This is a genomic window from Actinomadura sp. B10D3, from assembly GCF_039871695.1.
In the GTDB taxonomy this organism is placed as follows: domain Bacteria; phylum Actinomycetota; class Actinomycetes; order Streptosporangiales; family Streptosporangiaceae; genus Spirillospora; species Spirillospora madurae.
The window spans coordinates 179,335-195,196 of sequence record NZ_JBDPLY010000012.1 but is presented as its reverse complement, the minus strand read 5'-3'; the positions used below and the strand labels follow the sequence as shown (position 1 = coordinate 195,196).

Annotated in this window: 14 protein-coding genes and 1 pseudogene; 7 read left to right on the top strand and 8 right to left on the bottom strand. The window is 67.2% G+C overall.

The window, feature by feature from the left end; translation table 11 throughout:
* Positions 1-104: 104 nt before the first annotated feature.
* Positions 105-1,184, top strand: a complete 1,080-nt coding sequence (locus tag ABGB11_RS20000) for a hypothetical protein (RefSeq protein ID WP_347634893.1) — start codon at positions 105-107, stop codon at positions 1,182-1,184.
* Positions 1,185-1,467: 283 nt separating this feature from the next.
* Here ABGB11_RS20000 and ABGB11_RS19995 read toward each other — a convergent pair whose 3' ends face one another.
* The 3 genes from ABGB11_RS19995 to ABGB11_RS19985 form a co-directional block, all read right to left on the bottom strand.
* Positions 1,468-1,890, bottom strand: a complete 423-nt coding sequence (locus ABGB11_RS19995; RefSeq protein ID WP_347634891.1) for a DUF4440 domain-containing protein — start codon at positions 1,888-1,890, stop codon at positions 1,468-1,470.
* 163 nt (positions 1,891-2,053) lie between these two features.
* A complete protein-coding gene (locus ABGB11_RS19990; protein WP_347634889.1) occupies positions 2,054-2,503 on the bottom strand; it encodes a nitroreductase family deazaflavin-dependent oxidoreductase in 450 nt (149 codons plus the stop codon).
* Positions 2,500-2,949: a DUF6069 family protein gene (locus tag ABGB11_RS19985; RefSeq protein WP_347634887.1), complete on the bottom strand. Its 450-nt coding sequence runs from the start codon at positions 2,947-2,949 to the stop codon at positions 2,500-2,502. Before ABGB11_RS19985 ends, ABGB11_RS19990 begins: the two co-directional genes overlap by 4 nt.
* Before the next feature lie 120 nt (positions 2,950-3,069).
* Here ABGB11_RS19985 and ABGB11_RS19980 point away from each other — a divergent pair, with 120 nt between their 5' ends.
* From ABGB11_RS19980 to ABGB11_RS19970, 3 genes are all read left to right on the top strand, one after another.
* A complete protein-coding gene (locus ABGB11_RS19980; protein ID WP_347634885.1) occupies positions 3,070-3,555 on the top strand; it encodes a MarR family winged helix-turn-helix transcriptional regulator in 486 nt (161 codons plus the stop codon).
* Between the two features lie 116 nt (positions 3,556-3,671).
* Positions 3,672-4,343 (top strand): tyrosine-type recombinase/integrase, encoded by a 672-nt coding sequence (locus ABGB11_RS19975; RefSeq protein ID WP_347634883.1) that lies wholly within the window; start codon positions 3,672-3,674, stop codon positions 4,341-4,343.
* Positions 4,344-4,768: 425 nt separating this feature from the next.
* A complete protein-coding gene (locus ABGB11_RS19970) occupies positions 4,769-5,344 on the top strand; it encodes a hypothetical protein (RefSeq protein WP_347634881.1) in 576 nt (191 codons plus the stop codon).
* A gap of 483 nt (positions 5,345-5,827) precedes the next feature.
* Here ABGB11_RS19970 and ABGB11_RS19965 read toward each other — a convergent pair.
* Positions 5,828-6,373 (bottom strand): annotated as a pseudogene (locus tag ABGB11_RS19965) (IS30 family transposase); the annotation flags it as partial.
* A 567-nt stretch (positions 6,374-6,940) separates the two neighbouring features.
* Between ABGB11_RS19965 and ABGB11_RS19960 the strand changes: the two are divergent.
* Positions 6,941-7,162 carry a hypothetical protein gene (locus tag ABGB11_RS19960; protein WP_347634879.1) on the top strand — a complete coding sequence of 74 codons (222 nt, stop codon included), beginning with the start codon at positions 6,941-6,943 and terminating at the stop codon, positions 7,160-7,162.
* A gap of 309 nt (positions 7,163-7,471) precedes the next feature.
* Here ABGB11_RS19960 and ABGB11_RS19955 read toward each other — a convergent pair whose 3' ends face one another.
* The 3 genes from ABGB11_RS19955 to ABGB11_RS19945 form a co-directional block, all read right to left on the bottom strand.
* The gene (locus tag ABGB11_RS19955; protein ID WP_347634877.1) at positions 7,472-9,022 is read right to left on the bottom strand and encodes a CBS domain-containing protein; all 1,551 of its coding nucleotides are present in this window, start codon (positions 9,020-9,022) and stop codon (positions 7,472-7,474) included.
* A 635-nt stretch (positions 9,023-9,657) separates the two neighbouring features.
* Positions 9,658-10,533, bottom strand: a complete 876-nt coding sequence (locus ABGB11_RS19950; protein WP_347634875.1) for a phosphotransferase — start codon at positions 10,531-10,533, stop codon at positions 9,658-9,660.
* Complete coding sequence (locus ABGB11_RS19945) at positions 10,517-10,798, bottom strand: hypothetical protein (RefSeq protein WP_347634873.1); 282 nt, start codon at positions 10,796-10,798, stop codon at positions 10,517-10,519. Before ABGB11_RS19945 ends, ABGB11_RS19950 begins: the two co-directional genes overlap by 17 nt.
* A gap of 92 nt (positions 10,799-10,890) precedes the next feature.
* Here ABGB11_RS19945 and ABGB11_RS19940 point away from each other — a divergent pair, with 92 nt between their 5' ends.
* On the top strand, positions 10,891-11,190 hold the full coding sequence (locus tag ABGB11_RS19940) for an NIPSNAP family protein (protein WP_185030248.1): 300 nt from the start codon (positions 10,891-10,893) through the stop codon (positions 11,188-11,190).
* Here the strand turns inward: ABGB11_RS19940 and ABGB11_RS19935 are convergent.
* Positions 11,184-14,720 (bottom strand): WD40 repeat domain-containing protein, encoded by a 3,537-nt coding sequence (locus ABGB11_RS19935; protein ID WP_347634871.1) that lies wholly within the window; start codon positions 14,718-14,720, stop codon positions 11,184-11,186. The two genes, ABGB11_RS19940 and ABGB11_RS19935, sit on opposite strands and share 7 nt — an antisense overlap.
* A 459-nt stretch (positions 14,721-15,179) precedes the next feature.
* Between ABGB11_RS19935 and ABGB11_RS19930 the strand changes: the two genes are divergently transcribed.
* Complete coding sequence (locus ABGB11_RS19930) at positions 15,180-15,827, top strand: hypothetical protein (RefSeq protein ID WP_347634869.1); 648 nt, start codon at positions 15,180-15,182, stop codon at positions 15,825-15,827.
* Positions 15,828-15,862 lie beyond the last annotated feature (35 nt).

Below are 15,862 nucleotides of genomic sequence, written 5' to 3'. Positions count from 1 at the left end.
AGCCGCGCTAGGAAGCGCTGCTGCCAGCAGGAGGGCACTGGCGCGACGGCTCGTCGCCGGCCTCGGGTGGATTGGGGGCATACCTGGCCCCTAGGCTGCGCGGGGTGATGGCCGTATCGGACGACGCGCTGCCGGACCCGCTTTCTGACCGGGAACATCGCGTTCTCAGCGAAGCCGGCTTGGCGGTGTTCGCCGGACGTCTGATCCTGGACGCGCAGCCGCCGATCGACGACGCGGTCCTCGGTGCGGTGGCTGAGCGCTGCGCCGGGCCCCTGCCCGATCCGCTCATCGCGCTGTGGCGCACGGCCTTTGGCGGACGGCTCGACTACGACCTGCGCGCTGATCTCGACGGCGAGGACGTCCCGCTGTCATTGGTGGAGCTGTTCTATCCGGACAGCGACGGCTACCACGACCTGTGGGGCTGGATCGACCACGAACGCGAACTGGCCGAGGAGCACCAGCCGGACTGGTCTGGCGGCCTCGTCCATCTGCCGATCGGTGGTTTCGAGTATCTCGAGCGCGTCTACGTACGCACGGCGGCCGGTCTGGATCACGGCGCCGTCGTGTGCTGGCGGCAGGGCCTGCCGCCCGGATGGGAACTGTCCACCGGCGACCGTGTCGGACGGCTCGCGGACGACCTGCGTGCGCTGTTCGGCCGTCTTGTCCTGGATCAGGATCCCTGGGAGAGGCAAGGCGACGCGGGCGCAGAGATGCGTGACGCCGTCGACGAACTGGGGAACAGCGGCGATCCGGATGCCCGGTCGGCTGCGGCGAAGCTGCGCCGGCTCGTCCAGGCGACCGTGCTCGACTGGCGGAGCGCGCTGGACGAGGGCACGCTCGCCGGGCAGCGCCGGCTCCGGCGGCTGGCCTTGGAACGGGCAGCGGCCGATGACGATGTGGCACTGCTCGCGCGCCTGGTGGCGATGGGCTGCGATCCGGCGGAGGAGATTCACAGCGGGCTGAGTCCGCTTGAGGTGGCCCTTCGCCATCGGGCCTTCGAGGTCATCGCGTGGCTGCTCGAACAAGGTGTTCCGGCCGAGAACTCCTTGCGGGTCGGCGCGCACGCTGTCGACGTGGACCTCGCCCGGACTCTTCTCGACCGTGGCGCGTCGGTCGATGCTTGCGGGACTTCGTCCGAGATCGAGGTTCGCCGCCGCCCTGATGGAGGACGGCTACAACCCTGACGATCTCGTGGAAGCGTCGCTGGCCGTCGAGATCCGGCTGGCCGAGCTCGACGCGGCGAACACGGACTCGCCGTAGGAACTGGCCTCCACATACGTGGTCTTCGCGCGGTGCATGGCAGCGATGGATGACGTCGTGCAGGAGCAATAGTCAATACCTGTGGATCAGGGTTCTTAGTTAGCGAGCCGTCGGTACGGCTTGGCGGCGGCCTCGGGCACGGCAGCCCTGGAAACGGGCTGCCTACCCTGCCCGGGGCAAGGATCGTCGGGAGCCGGTGGTCCTGTCCTAGTTCTGCAGCGGTGATTCGCCGATGGGGGTGTTCTGTGCCGCCGCGAGCCACCATCGCCCGGCGCGTTCGACCAGTACGTACAGTGCCATCTCGGAGAATCCTCCGGTGTCGGCTGCTCGCCGACGGATGTGTGTCACCACCACGCCGGGTGCTGGGGTGATCGCGGTCACCACCTCGAACCGTGACGGCGGTGCGACATTCGCCGCCACGAGCCGTCGGTGGATGGCATTCAGTTCGGCGTAGCCGGCCACGGTCGCTCCGAAGGGGCTGCCCCACAGCACGTCTGCCGCGAAGGCGGAGTCGTAGAGGTCCGCGTCGCGGGTCTCGTCGGCCCGCTGCAATATCGCGGTGAAGTCGGCCGCCACCGTCTGCGCGCTTACGGGACGTTCGGTGTCGTTCAGGGCGGGTCGCGTCTTCATTGGTTCGTCTATCCGTTTCCGTCTGGGTTTGGTGCGGGATCGGTGGGATGCCGGATCAGTGAGGAAGGGCGCCGTCACGGGGACGGCGAGCGCTCACCAGAGGGCGGCGGCGGTCGTGTCGGCGTTCCCGGGAATGTTGCGGCGCGCTCGGCCCCCCGTCCGGTTACCTGGGCGGGACCTGTGGGGTGAGGATCACCAAGGGCAATTCGCGGGCTGATTCCTCTTGGTACTGGGCGTATTGAGGGAACATCTCGGTCACGATCTGCCACAGCCGGAGCCTCTCCTCAGCGGTGGCGGTGTGGGCGGTGGCGGTGAAGTGGTCCGGTCCGACCTGCAGCGACACCATCGGAGTGTCAGTGAGGTTGAGATACCAGGCCGGGTGGCGGTCCGCGCCGCCGTTCGAGGCGACCAGCAGGTAGCGGTCCTGGTCTCGGCCGTAGATGAGTGCGGTGCGGCGCAGTCTGCCGGACCTGCGGCCTCGCGTGGTGAGCAGCAGCGCCGGCCAGCCCATGAAGAGGTGGCCTTGGGCGCCGTCGGTTTCGAGGTAGGCGCGGATGTGGTCGGCGACCCAGGGGGTGGGGCTGTCGAGGATCTCGTTCTCGGGCGCCGTCATTGCCCGCTCCTTGTGCCGGCGCGGCGGGCCGTGGCCGTTCGCCAGAAGACGGGGATCAGAACGGCTCCGACGGCCACGTGGGTGAGGGCGAGCACTGCTTTGTTCCCGCCGGAGGTCTCCGCGGCGATGACGGGCAGGAACGACACCGCGAGCAAGGTCAGGGCGGCGGCCGTCCAGATCCGGGCCGCCAGCGGCGTCACCCGCTCCAGCGCGACCAGCAGTGCCCAACCGAGCAGCGACGGGGCCAGCGCGAAGATGCCGATGGCGGCCGCCCCCAAGTCCCGCGGCTGTTGTCCTTTCTGCTGGACGACCAGATCATGGCCCAGCAGCGGGTCCCCGATCACCCAGATCGCCAGCGCGGCCGCGACCGCACCCGCCATGGCGAGGGCCCGCGCACGTCGTGGACTCTTGAGGCCGGTGCGCCCACCCGTTCTGACCCCTGTCATCGGCACATCTCCTTCAGCTGCTCGATAGTTCAGTTTCTGAAGTTTTATCCTTCTCGGAGCGTAGCACTTACTTCATGAGCTAAACAGTTCAGTGGCTTAAGCGGCGGCTATGCTGGCCACATGAGCCCCAATGCCGACACCGACGCCGAAACCGGTGCCGGGGCCGACGCGGATGCGGTCATAGCTGAGCTGAGTGGCCTGGTCTTCGAGCTCACCGGGCGGCTGCGCGCGCAGTTCAACGCCGCCGCGGCGGAACTCGGCCTCCCCCCGGCCCAGGCGCTCGTCCTGACCAACCTGTCCGGCCCCGCCCCGATGCGCCAGCTGGCCGACTGGCTGTCATGCGAGCCGTCCAACGTCACCGGCATCGTCGACGGCCTGGAACGTCGCGGCCTGGTGACCCGCCGGCCCGCCCCGGGCGACCGCCGCCTCAAGCACGTGGTGCTCACCGAAGCCGGCGAGCGCAAACGCCGACAGTTGTGCTCCAGCGCCCACGAGCTAGCCCGGACCTTCTTCGAACTGCCCGGCTCCGACCAGCAGCACCTCCGTGACCTGCTGGCACGCGTCCTGACCGGCCCGCCGGCAAGCACAGATGCGGAATCCGGCTGAGACGCCGAAGCACCACTCCGTGCTGGCCACCGTCGGCATCGAACCCTAAAAAGCCGATCGCCCAGGCACCGGGCCGGTCAACTGCCCCCCGGGCCTGGCCGGTCTGAGGTGCCGGAATGCCATGGAGCGACGTCGACCTGGACGAGGGAATCCTCGCAATTCGCGAAACAAGATCGGACGATGACCTCGAACCAGAGGACACCAAGTCCGACGCGGGGGACCGTGCGGTCACACTCGACGCCACCACGGCCGATCACCTGCGGGCATGGAGGACCCTGCAGAAGAGCGAGAGGCTCGCAGCCGGCCCGGCCTGGCTGAACTCAGGGCTGGTGTTCACACGTCCTGACGGCTCGCCGCTTCGTCCTGAATGGATCTCACAGCGCTTCGAACTGCTCATCACGCAGTACGCCGCCATCAGACGGCGACACGACGAGCAGAATTGGGGGGTCCCACAGATCGCCAAGCGTCACCGGGTCAGCGAGGCGAAGGTGCGCGCAGCACTCGCCGGAGGGCCGCTTCCTCCCATCCGGTTCCACGATCTGCGGCACGGAGCGGCAACGCTGTCGCTGGCCGCTGGGGTCGCGATGAAGGTGGTCAGCGAGACGTTGGGCCATGCGCGATCATCCTTCACCGCCGATGTCTACGCCTCCGTGGTGCCTCAGGTCTTCAAGGACGCCGCCGAGGCGGCCGCAGCCGTGGTCCCCCGCCGCGTCGGCCCCCCATCGGCCCCCCAACACGAAACCAGCGGTCTCCTTGACAGAAACGCGATCAAGGAAACCGCTGGTTAGAGGCGGAGGATCGGGGATTTGAACCCCGGATGGGCGTGAACCCAAACCGCATTAGCAGTTCCATTTTTGGCGTGTTATGGGGTGATTCACGGTCCTTGTAAGTCCACACTTCCGCAGGTCAGCGGCTTGCATAGTTCCGCCTCATCCCCCGTGATCCATTACAGTTCGTGCGCACCCTGTGCGCACCAACCGCCAAGGTCGCCCGAGGTAACCAATCGTCATGCGAGCACTCAGCGTGTCCGCCAGAAGGGTCTCTGTTGTCTCCAGGCCGCCCACGGTCGAGAGCAAGTTGGCCCCGTGTCCAGCAGTCCGGCTGGCTGGGATGCTGGTGGGGCCCGGCGCGAGTCTTCTGTACGAGTGCGTGCCCGCTGGTCTGGCGACATATCCAGATGCAAACCTGCATCGGCTCCCTGATACTTGATTAGGTGAGCGGACAGTACGGCTTCGAGCGGAACCCAGCGGTCGTGTCCTGGCAAACGCTACTTCAGGAACAAATGGAACGTGAGGGGGAGTCGCGCACATACGACTATAGGGACCAGCCTCCAGCGCAGGATCACGTCGCTGCTGAAATGCATCGACTTCGTGGCCTGGTCATGGCTCAGGGGACGGAGACGGAGTCAGTTCTTAGAGAGATCGTCAAGTACTTGGATCCGAACCTCAATATAGAGAAAAGTACGGCTGGTCGACTGATCAAGGACGTTCGCAGGCTCTTGAGTGACGACGATGAGAGTTTCTGGGAATATGAGCTGTGTCTCATCGAAGAGGCCGTTGACCGACGCAATCATGCCGTGCATTCTGAAGTCGTCATCGGCTCTTCTTGGCGAGATTATGCCACCGGTGGCGGCGAGTGGGTCCCTGTGATCAGCCTGCTCGGCAATGAAGAGTACGACGAGGTGGACCTCCGGAAAGACCGTGCCCTTCAGCGGTATGCAACGCAGGCCGCTGTCGAAATCCTCGTTGACCTGAAGCAGCATCGATCGACAGGCGAACCGTCGTCCTGAGATTCGAAGCGACGGTCACGCTTGACGGTTGGCTACCACCCTGCGCGGCCAGTGCGCGGGGTGCGTGGGGGCATGGCCTGAGCCTGCCGAGTACGGGAGGAACGTAGGCCAGGGACAGGATCTGGTTCGCCGTGGTCAAGAAGGCGGCGGCGTAGGGTGATTTCTCCGTGCGGGGAGGAGCGGTTGATGCTGTTGATGCTTCCCGCGGACCCCGCGAGGCACCGGGACGGGGTTCGCGCGATGGTGACCGCGAGGGTTGCCTGGCTGCGTGGGCGTGGTTTGAGTGCGCCGGAAGGGATCGCGGAGACGCTGACCGGGCAGGTGGGTGAGCCGGATTGGCCGGTGTGGGTGTTGGAGGCCGGTGAGGCGGTGGTGGGATGCACCACCGTGCTGAGTGAGTGTCCGGCTTGGGCGTTCACTCAGCATGAGCGGGAGGAGCCGTCGGTGTTCCTCGCGTCGACCTGGACGCTCCCCTCCCTGTTCTCAACCGGTGGAAGCAATTCCGCTGGTCAGTAGCTCGGCGAACACTTCCTTGGGCTTCTTGAAGCCGAAGATAGCGCGGGGGCGGTTGTTGAGCTCGTCGGCGACGGCCTGGAGATAGTCCGGGTCGTTGGTGATCGTGGTGCCTTTGGGGAAATACTCCCGCAGCCAGCGGTTGGTGTTCTCGTTGGTGCCGCGCTCCCAGGGGGAGTGCGGGTGGGCGAAGTACACCGGCAGGCGGGCTTTGAGGGTGATCGCGGCATGGTTGGCCATCTCCGACCCGCAGTCCCAGGTCAGCGACCGTCGCAGCACGTCCGGCAGATCCTTGACCTGGTCGATGACGGCCTCGGACACGGTGGCGGCGTCCCGTCCGGCCAGCGGCACCAGCACCACGAACCGCGAGACGCGCTCCACCAGCGTGGCCACCGCGGTCTTGCCGTCCTTGCCCACGACCAGGTCGCCTTCCCAGTGCCCGGGGACCCGCCGGTCGGCGGCGTCGGCGGGCCGCTCGTCGATCCAGCGGATTCCGCTGATCTGCGGCGCCCGGGGAGCGCGGCCGGTGCGCGGGCCGGCGGCGGGTGCGGCCTGAGCGCAGCGCCAGGCACTGGCGGGCCAGCTCCCCCTTGGGCAGTGCGTAGATCCAGCCGTAGATCGCCTCGTGAGACACCCTCACATGCTGGTCGGCGGGGTGCTCGATCGGCAACCGCCCGGCGATCTGCTGCGGTGACCAGCCCTGCTTGAGCAGCTCGACCACCACCAGGCGTAGGTAGGCGTCGGCGTCGATCCTGCGGGTCTTGGGCCGTCGTCGCGTCCGCTGCGCCGTCCGGTCGGCCCGCGCGGCCCGGTACCGGCTCCGCCCGCCGTGCCGGGCGATCTCGCGGGACACGATGCTCGGGCACCGTCCGATCCGTTCCGCGATGACCTGGTTCTGTACTCCCTCGGCGATTCCCCGGGAAATCTCTTCCCGGTCGGCCAATGTCAGCATGTGTCGCACCGCCCCCACAGCAGCTCCCCCCGACGATCAACTCGCCGAGCAGGACTACACCACTGCAAGATCAATTGCTACGACCGATTGAGGGCAGGCTCTGCTGACCGGTTCGGGCACGTGATCGCGCGATGGGCGTTGGACCACGCGGCCCGGACGGGCCGGCTGCACGTGCGGCGCGGTGCTTTCATTTCGCGCTGGCCGACTACTACTGCCGGGTGCAGGGGTGGACGTTGCTGCGGGAGGTGGACCGGCGGGGCCGGACCGGTTACATCATGTCCCGGCCGGCTGAGCGGCAGCCGGATCTGCTGGTGCGGACCGCGACCGCGCCGATCGCGACCGGGGGCGTGTAGTTGAGTGACCGCAGGCCCACCACCAGAATCAGCGGCCGGTCCACCTCGTAGGTGCGCTGGCCGGTGACGGCGAAGCACCTGCAGGCGCCGGCTCAACTCGGCCTCGACAAGGTACCTGGCGGCAACGAGCAGCGACCCGTCGTCGAACAGTGATTCGAGCAGCCTCACGCCGTGGCGGCGCATCGCCAGGTCAATGATGGCGGGCGTCGGCCTCAAGCCCCAGCCGTCCACCGTCCCCAGTTCGGTCACAAGGTCCGCGGCGCGGTCGGGCTGTATGTGGACCCGCCGCAAAACGAGGCCCTTTTCGAATTACGGACGCGGGTCAGCGGTGCGAAGTAGTTCTAGAAGCCCTTCGACAGCTGCGTATTGCTCGTCGGCCAGCGGGTCTTCGGTGAAGTGCATAAGTTCGTTGCGGGTATTGCGGACTGTGGTGAGCAGTTCGATGAACTGGTCGTGATCCAGCTTCCAGCCAAGCTTGGCCCAGCGATCCTCATTCTGAAGCAGATAGACGTAGTTGCCGAAGGTCAAGTCGGCAGCCCGCGTGACCCTCGCTTTTTGATGGTTTGCAACGGCATCCTTCAAGTCGTCAACAGTGAAGACTTCCTCGGCGGCACGGCGCAGCCTGTTTTCGGCCTCTTCGATCAGGACGAACGGCCGCGCCAGAGTGCCGAACTGACGGGTGAGGTCGGATGCTGTGAGGATGCCCGTGACGCGGAAGCGGTCGGCATCGCGGACGAGGATGAACCCTCGATCGTAGATCACGCTAATCTGATCGAGAAGGGGCGCGTCGTGGTCGACGACGAGAGCCGAAGCCGTTGCGCTCTCCAGTGAGGGATCATCGGAGGCGATATGGGCTCGGCCGATCGATTCCCAACTGACGACGCCGTGATAAGTGCCGTCTTCATCGACCACGGCGATTTGGGAAAATTGCCGCATCACCATCAGGGTCTTAGCGAAGGTGAGGTCTGCGGTCGACGGAACCGAAACCAGCCGCGCAGGCAGCCTTCCCAGTCGAAGTGTCATGGGATCTGGTTCGGACACATCTTCAGTGTCCGCCGTGTCCCCTTCGGTCTCCGTGTCTGTGCCGGGCTCAGCTCCGAGTCGGACGAGCGCGACCACGTCTCCCACAGAGCCTTCTGTAAACGGAGGCCGAGTGGTCAGGCCTTGCGCGGCGAGGTCTTTTTTAATGATTGAAATTACCGGGGCGGTGCGACGCTCCCAGCCCCAATGCTCCAGCAGACTGCGGATAGTCAAGGTGCGGGGGTTCGACGGATCCCGCGACGCCGCGTCTTCAAGAAGCTCTTCGGCACTTGTGGCTTGCTCCTCACCGGCGATCCCGGGGTCGTTTCCCTGTTCGGCCAGATGAGCAATGCGACGCGCAGCGTCATTTCGAGTCAAACCGCAGACGGTCAAAAGAGAGCCAAGACTCGCCCGGAGATCGGGCCTAATCACTGTCCACGGGACGTCCGGCCTAATCCAGTCGACCCGCCTTACCTGCCGAAAGTCTTCGAGTTCATCACCGCGATATTCGTATGGTCCAGCCACGCGGCCAACGGCGAGGAAGCCCTGATTTGTCTTCAACGGCATCACCACCAGGTCCCCCTCTTGTATCTCGGTGGTGAACTTCCAGAGCTGGCCCGTCCAGTTGCCGATCAGATTGCGGCCCGCCTCTGGGTACGTCCGCTGCAGTGCCTCGGTGAGCTCGCCCCAGGTCCTGCAACGGCTGAGGTCTCCTGCCTCGGCCCACCCGGCGATCGCCAGCCCCTCACTGAGTGCCCTGACCTCGCGCTCGCCGTCCCGGCCACCACGAATCAACCATGCGCGAACAGAACCTTCGTTCCGGTGTCCGGACAAACCCACTTACCCCCACAGCCGAGTAATGATCTGCCAGATTTCTATCGCACATCGCGACCATGTACATGCCCGGAACGGCTTAATTCTAGTTTTGTGAATGTCCGAAACCTCGCTGCTGGAGATAGGGCTGCGAGTTGGCGCAGGCGGCTGGTGGTGGGGTGCCAATCCATGCGGGTCTTGTAAGCGTTGATCATGATTAACCCAGATGTCCGGCCACCGGTGGCGCGGTCGATGACTCCGCCGACTGCGGCAGCGATCGTCAGCACCATATGGGCACCTGTCGGATGTGGGGGACTCGGCGGACGTGTCCCTCGCCCCGGTCGTTGATGTCGGTTCTGGTGGCCTCGAAGATCTGCAGCCCAGGCGACGCGAGCATCGCCACCAGCGCAAAGTCACTGGAGTTGGTCGAGGCGCGGGCCGAAGCCAGCACGGCCTCGAACTGCAGATGGGATAACCCGACCGTACCGAGGCGTCGGCCATGGGCGGTGGGGGGGTACTTGAGCGAGACAGGACTCCGTGCCCTTACTCCCGGGCGCCATCACACCGCCCGCCGCCGACATCATCGGGTAACTCGTGGAGCCGGGATGCGGGGGCCCTCAAGCTGCAGCGCCACCATCCTGTGCCGACGCGCGCTGCTGCGCTCAGGGCACTCGGGAGTCGCGATGGTGCTCCAGTAGCCGCTGCGCATGTGCTCGGACATGAGGGGCGAGCCGTGCGTGGACGGGGTCGCGGTTGGCAGCCTGAAGGAGGATGGCCGCGACCGTGAGCTCGGCGAGCAGCCCGTCGCGTGTTGCCAGGACGTCGGCGAAGGTATCGCGCACGCTGGCCGCCAGTTCTGGGACGGGAAGGGTGTATGCGTAGAGGTGGGCGGCGTCGAATCCGTGAGGGGCGGGGCCGAAGCCTTCCCAGTCGAGGATGGTCAGCTCCGGACTGGTGAGGTTGGCCCAGTGGAGGTCGCCGTGGGCGAGGGACCAGCGGCGGACGTTGGTGTCGATGCCTGCTTCGCCAAGGTAGCGAGGGATGGTGCGGTGTACGTAGCCCTGGCTGATGACGCGTGGGCGGTTGTCCGGAACCGGTGTGGTGGCAACCGTGCTCGTAGCGCGCTTCAATTGGGACCACCATGCGCCGGGCAGGGCGATGTGTTGGGTGAGGTCCGGAGTCGGGGAGCAGACGGGCGCCGTTACGTAGGTGCTGAGCTCGGCTCGGTAGGCATATCCCTCGTCAACCCAGTCGGCTGAAGCCAGCAGCCGGGGGCGTGGGATCTTCATCGGAAGAGTGGCGGCGGCTTCTTGAGTGCCGGTCCACAGCTTTCCACCCTCCTTGCCGACTGGTGCTTCCAGCACCCGGAGCCAGGCGTTTCCGGAGGACGTCGTGACGGGGGCGCCGATGGTCCTTCCGCTATGGCCCCAGGTTTCGGTTGCGCCTTCGGCGGGTGCGCAGTCGAGCCGGATCGTCGCGCCGGCGAAGGCGGCGTGCATCCGTGCGCGGACGTCGGGATCGTCAGGCTCGAAGAACACGGCAGATGTCCTGGAGATGCGGGAGTTGAATGGCTGGACGCTGGAAGGCGTTGAATGCTTCTCGCCAGTGTGCCGCAGTTGACGCCAAAAGCAGGGCTCCGGTGAGTCCAAGCGTGGAGGCCACTACCGCGAGCGTCGCGGCGACCTGTGAGGGGCCGGGTCTGATGAACTCGGCCAGGTCGGAAGTGACCAGATCGACGAGTTCGCCGCCGTTCAGCGGCGCGGAGGCCCACACCTCCAGACCGGCCCCGGCGGCTTCCGCCACGGGACCGGCGTGAAGCTGCGTGCGTGGTTGGCTGAGTTTTGTAGGGCAGGTGTTAGCCGACGCTGCGGATTGCAGGTGGAAGAGGAGTCATCGTGCCGAAGACCGTCCAGTTGAGGACGTACACGATCAGGGAAGGCCTGCTGGAGGAGTGGGCGGCCAGATGGCGGGAGTCGGTGGTGCCGCTGCGGTTGAAGCTGGGGTTCGGGATCGGGGGTGCCTGGCTTGATCACGAGCGCAGCCGGTTCGTGTGGGTGATCTGGTACGAGGGGGAGGAGACGTTCGAGGAGGCGAACCAGCGGTACTGGGCGTCGCCGGAGCGGGAGGCGATGGGGCTGGACCCGTCCGAGTACCTGGTCGATCGCGACGTGCGGGTGGTCGAGCAGGTCTACTGATCGGGCTCGGGGAGAAGGTGGGCCAGGCGTTCTTCCTGCGCGAGCGGGCGGAACACGCGGGTTCCGGCCTTGGATTTCAGGGCGTCGAGGTCGACGTCGATGGGCCAGAGCCGGGCGGTGCCGTCGAAGGAGGCGGAGATGACGGTCTGGCTGTCCGGAGTCCAGGTGACGGAGACGACCGGGCCGCGATGGACACCGATGACGCCGATCTCGGCGTAGGTCCTGCCCGCCCACAGACGGACGGTGCGGTCGTAGGACGCAGTGGCGATCATGAAGCCGTCGGGTGACCAGGCCACGCCGGCGACGCGGGCCTCGTGGGCGTCGAGGACGGCCAGTTGCTCGCCGGTGGTGGTGTCCCAGACGCGGGCGGTGCCGTCAGCGGAGCCGGTGACGACCCGGCGCGCGTCGGGGGACCAGGCGATGTCGTCGACCCAGTTGGCGTGGCCGCGCAGCGTCACGACTCCGCCGGGGTCATGGACGTTCCAGATGCGGGCGGTGCGGTCGTCGGAGGTGGAGCCGAGGTGCGTCCCGGTGGGGGACCAGGCGAGGCCGACGACCCAGTCGTTGTGACCGGCCAGGCTCTCGGTGGAGTCGTGGTCGCCGCGGGGGTGGATGCTGATGGTGCGGTCGTGTCCTGCGGTTGCGAAGGTGTCCGAGCCGGGACGCCAGGCCACGGCCTCATGAATGTCGCTGCTGGGAATTCGTTCGCCGGAGATGTCACCAGGTGAGGCTTCGTCCAGCCTCCACAGGCCGACCGTGCGGTCGCTGGAGCAGGAGAGCAGCATCGTGCGCCCTTCCACGCTGGCCCAGGCGAGATCGTGGACGGTGTCCCGGTGGTCGGTGATCACAGCGTGGAGGGTACCGTCGGCGGCGTCCCAGATCCGGATCGTCGCGTCGTCACCAGCGGTGGCGATCAATCGTCCGGACGGCGTGACCGCGGCGGCGCGGACGGGGCCGCGATGGCCGGCCAGTTGGAGACTCTCGGCGCCCTTGGGGGTGACGTCCCAAATGCGGGCGGTGGTGTCGGCCGAGCCGGTGGCCAGATGCGCGCCGTCGGGTGACCACACGACGCCCCACACGTCGTCGGTGTGGCCGCGGAGGGCGAAGATCTCCTCGCTGGTCCGCGGGTTCCAGACGCGGGCGGTGTTGTCGCTGCCGCAACTGGCCAGGTAGGTGCCATCGGGTGACCACGCCACGTTCCACACCCGGGTGCCGTGGCAGCGGATGAGCCCGGTCTGTGCTGAGGAGCGGATGTCCCAGATGCGCATGGTCCCGTCGCCTCCGGCCGACGCGACGAAGGCTCCATCAGGAGACCAGGCGACACCTTCCACGAAGTCCTGGTGACCGTGGAGCACCGTGGCCGTGCCCGTGGCGAGATCCCAGATACGGACGGTCCTGTCATGGGATCCGGTGGCCAGCAGGTTCCCGCTGGGCGAGAAGGCGATGCCGAGGATGTTGTCGGTGTGGCCGTGCAGCTCGGTCAGGAGCTCGTAGGTGTCGGCCCGCCAGATGCGCACCACCCGGTCGCGGGCACCTGAAGCGATCCTGGTTCCGTCCGGTGACCAGGCGACGGTTCGCACGACGTCGGACGCGCCCGTCAGCACAGCCAGCGTGCGGCCGGTGGCGGTGTCCCACACGCGGACGGTGTGGTCGCGGGAAGCGGTGGCGATGCGGCGGGCGTCCGATGCCCAGGCGACCATCTCCACCATGCCGTGGTGGCCTTCCAGTACGGCGGTGTTGGAGCCGGTGGTCGCGTCCCACAGCCGGCATGTGCCATCGCGGGAAGCGGTGGCGATCAGGGCCCCATCGGGCGACCAGGCGAGGTTGCGGACCGCGTCGGTGTGCCCGTCCAGCACGTGGGTCAGGTGGCTGAAGGCCAACGCCGCCATGAGCGCTCGGGTGGCGGCCGGGGTCGGCGGGCACTCCGACAGCGCTGCCGCGGCCAGCAGGATCGCCAGCTCGGGGTACTGCTCGGCGTTGGCCAGGACGTACTGGCCGACCCCCTCCGACACGCGTCGCAGGAACGCCAGGTCGCGCCGTTTGGACGCCTCGATAAACGCGCGGATCTCGCCGCTGTCCTGCCCGGCCGACTCTAGGCCCTCCAGCCACTGCAGTGCGAGCTGGAGTCGCTCGCCGGTCAGCAGGTAGTCGACCTTGTGCCCGGCCTGGCGCCAGTCCGCGGCCCATCGTTCCAGCTCGGCGCGGCGTCGTAGCAGCTCCGCCCGTGCCTCCACCTCCTGGCGCAGCGGCGCCCACTGGCGGAACAGCGCCTCGTGCGCGACCTGCGCGATGGGCGTTCCCTCCCACACGTCGGTGACCAGCAGCCGGGCCTCCACGAACGCGGTGACGACGCGTCGCTCGTCCTCGTTCAGATCGTCCAGGACGACGCGGCGGCGGGTGGCCTCGGTCCCTTCCGTGGTGACGAACTTGAACAGCACCGCCAGGATCGGCTCGATGCCCTCGTCTCCGCGCAGCGCTGTGACGAGCTGGTCGGCCTGCCGGGAAAGCGCGCCCGCGACCCCGCCGAGCCGGCGGTACGCGTCGAACGTGGCGACCTTCCCGCGCCCGGACGCGAAATACAGCTCCTGCAGCAGATAGGCCAACAGCGGCAGCGCATCGGCCGTCCCGGTGTCCTCGACGATCCTGGTGACAAGGCCGGGCTCGAACCGCAGCCCGGCCAGCGTGCCCGGTGCCTCGACCACCGTCGCGAGTTCGGCCCGCGTCAACGCGCCGAGCGCTATGGGGCGGGCGAACAGTACGGCATGGCCGGTCTCCAGGAAGGAGCGCAGGAACTCGATGCGGACAGTCGCCACCACCCACAACCTGGAATCGGCGCGCAACGCCGCCGACAGCGCCGACAGGAACAGGTCCCGCTGGTCGGATCCGGCAAGCGTGAACAACTCCTCTAACTGGTCGACGGTGATGAGGACGCGGGCGTCGCGCCGCCCCGAACGCCGCCGCGCCTCTGCGACCAGCTCGGCAAGCGCGGACGGCGCCCCTCGCAACCGTTCTGAGTCCCGAGCGCTGCCGAACGTCGTCGCCAACGCAGCCATTGGATCGGACCCCGGCGTCAGTACCGGCTGCACCAGCCAGCGGCGCCCGCGCAACCGGGGGATCAGCCCGGCCTGCACCATCGAGGACTTGCCGCTCCCCGAAGCCCCGGCGACGACCACGAACCGCTCGCCATCGCGCTGGTACAGCTGGCGGAGCAGCGTGCTCACCGGCTCGTCCCGTCCGAAGAACACCGGAGCCTCGTCCTCGGCGAACGCCTCCAGCCCCGGATACGGAGTGCGACCCGGATCCCACTCACGCTCCGGCGCCCGCGGCGGATTCTCCAGTCGCGCCGACACCACCGTCAGGACGATCAACGCCACGATCAGCACACCGAGCCCGGGAACGGCGATCTTGCGCAGCAGGTCCAGCGGCAGCGGCGCGTCGTCGCCCCCGGTCGCGTAGTTCGTCAGGATGCCCAGAAGGGCGAGCACGACCACGAGCAGGACGTTCAACGCGATGTTCAGGCGGGGCCTCATCGGCCGCACCACCGGCATGCGCCGCTCATCCCGCTACCCACGCGATCCCACTCCGTCCCCGGACACGGCCTGATCTTCTTCAATAATCGAGCGGGACGCCATTGCCGCAAGGGGAAGGCGATGATGAAGGTCCGACCCGAATGACTGCGTTCCCGGACGCCCGGGGTAAGCGCTACACGGACTACGGCCAGGTCGGTCGTGCTAGCTGAGCTTCTGAGGCGACTGGGCACGTCGGCCCGCGTCAGGGGCGAGGCGGCAGCGGGATAGCGATTCGGGATGACGAGACTGTTCCTGGCAGTCGTTGCCCGGCCAGTCCCGGCGACTGGAGACGGGCAGGGCGAATCCCGGATGATCGAACGCGTCTCGATGGGCGTTAATCCTGGTGGTCAACCCGCGAGCAAAGAATTGTCGGGGCCTTGTGGCATGGTTGGCTCGCGGATCAGTCGAAGGAGGGCGTCCATGGGCCAGCGGTACGCGATTGACCTGATCGACGACGAAATCCTGATCTACTTCCCGTACAACAGGGAGAACAACAGTGCGCTGCGTGAGTACACCAGGGCCACTGATCTGCGTTGGGATCGGCGACGTAGGGCTTACTGCCTGAGCGCCGCCGCCGCGGATTCCCCCGAGGTGTGCCACAACCTGCGGGGGTTCGCAAGCCGACGTGGACTCCGGCTCGACAACGGGGTTGGGGCGCGCCTCGGCGCCATCATCACCAGTTCGACGGTCCAGCGGGTTCGTGCGGAGATCGACGCGATCGAGAGGAAGCTGAGTACGCAGCTCTTTCCCAATCCCGCCGTGGACGGTGAAGGCGACCTTGACGGCCTGAATGGCCGTCTCAGGGAGCTGGAAGCCATGATGAAATGGCCGGGCTTCGTCCGCCGTCCGGGTGCATGCCGTTTCGCCTCTCCCGGCTGCCTCTTCCACGTCCGTTACGGCGACGGCGATGAAGGCACCCTGGTCATCTCCGCCGTGGACATCGACGGCTACGACCGCGTCTCGCCGAACAAACCGGTCGGCAGGGCCCTGGAAACGGGCCGGATCGGCGATCGCTTCCCCCTCCGCGAAGGCCGTGGCTCGATGACGATTCTTGACATCACGGACTGACCCGGCTCCTGGGAAGGTCGCCCGAGCCCGTTCCC

Excerpts from the sequence above, each read along its gene's own strand:
- ABGB11_RS19980 (WP_347634885.1), top strand. The coding sequence starts at position 3,070 with ATGAGCCCCAATGCCGACACCGACGCCGAAACCGGTGCCGGGGCCGAC.
- ABGB11_RS19930 (WP_347634869.1), top strand. The coding sequence starts at position 15,180 with ATGGGCCAGCGGTACGCGATTGACCTGATCGACGACGAAATCCTGATC.
- ABGB11_RS19995 (WP_347634891.1), bottom strand. The coding sequence starts at position 1,890 with ATGAAGACGCGACCCGCCCTGAACGACACCGAACGTCCCGTAAGCGCG.
- ABGB11_RS19975 (WP_347634883.1), top strand. The coding sequence starts at position 3,672 with ATGCCATGGAGCGACGTCGACCTGGACGAGGGAATCCTCGCAATTCGC.
- ABGB11_RS19990 (WP_347634889.1), bottom strand. The coding sequence starts at position 2,503 with ATGACGGCGCCCGAGAACGAGATCCTCGACAGCCCCACCCCCTGGGTC.
- ABGB11_RS19935 (WP_347634871.1), bottom strand. The coding sequence starts at position 14,720 with ATGAGGCCCCGCCTGAACATCGCGTTGAACGTCCTGCTCGTGGTCGTG.
- ABGB11_RS19985 (WP_347634887.1), bottom strand. The coding sequence starts at position 2,949 with ATGACAGGGGTCAGAACGGGTGGGCGCACCGGCCTCAAGAGTCCACGA.
- ABGB11_RS19960 (WP_347634879.1), top strand. The coding sequence starts at position 6,941 with ATGGGCGTTGGACCACGCGGCCCGGACGGGCCGGCTGCACGTGCGGCG.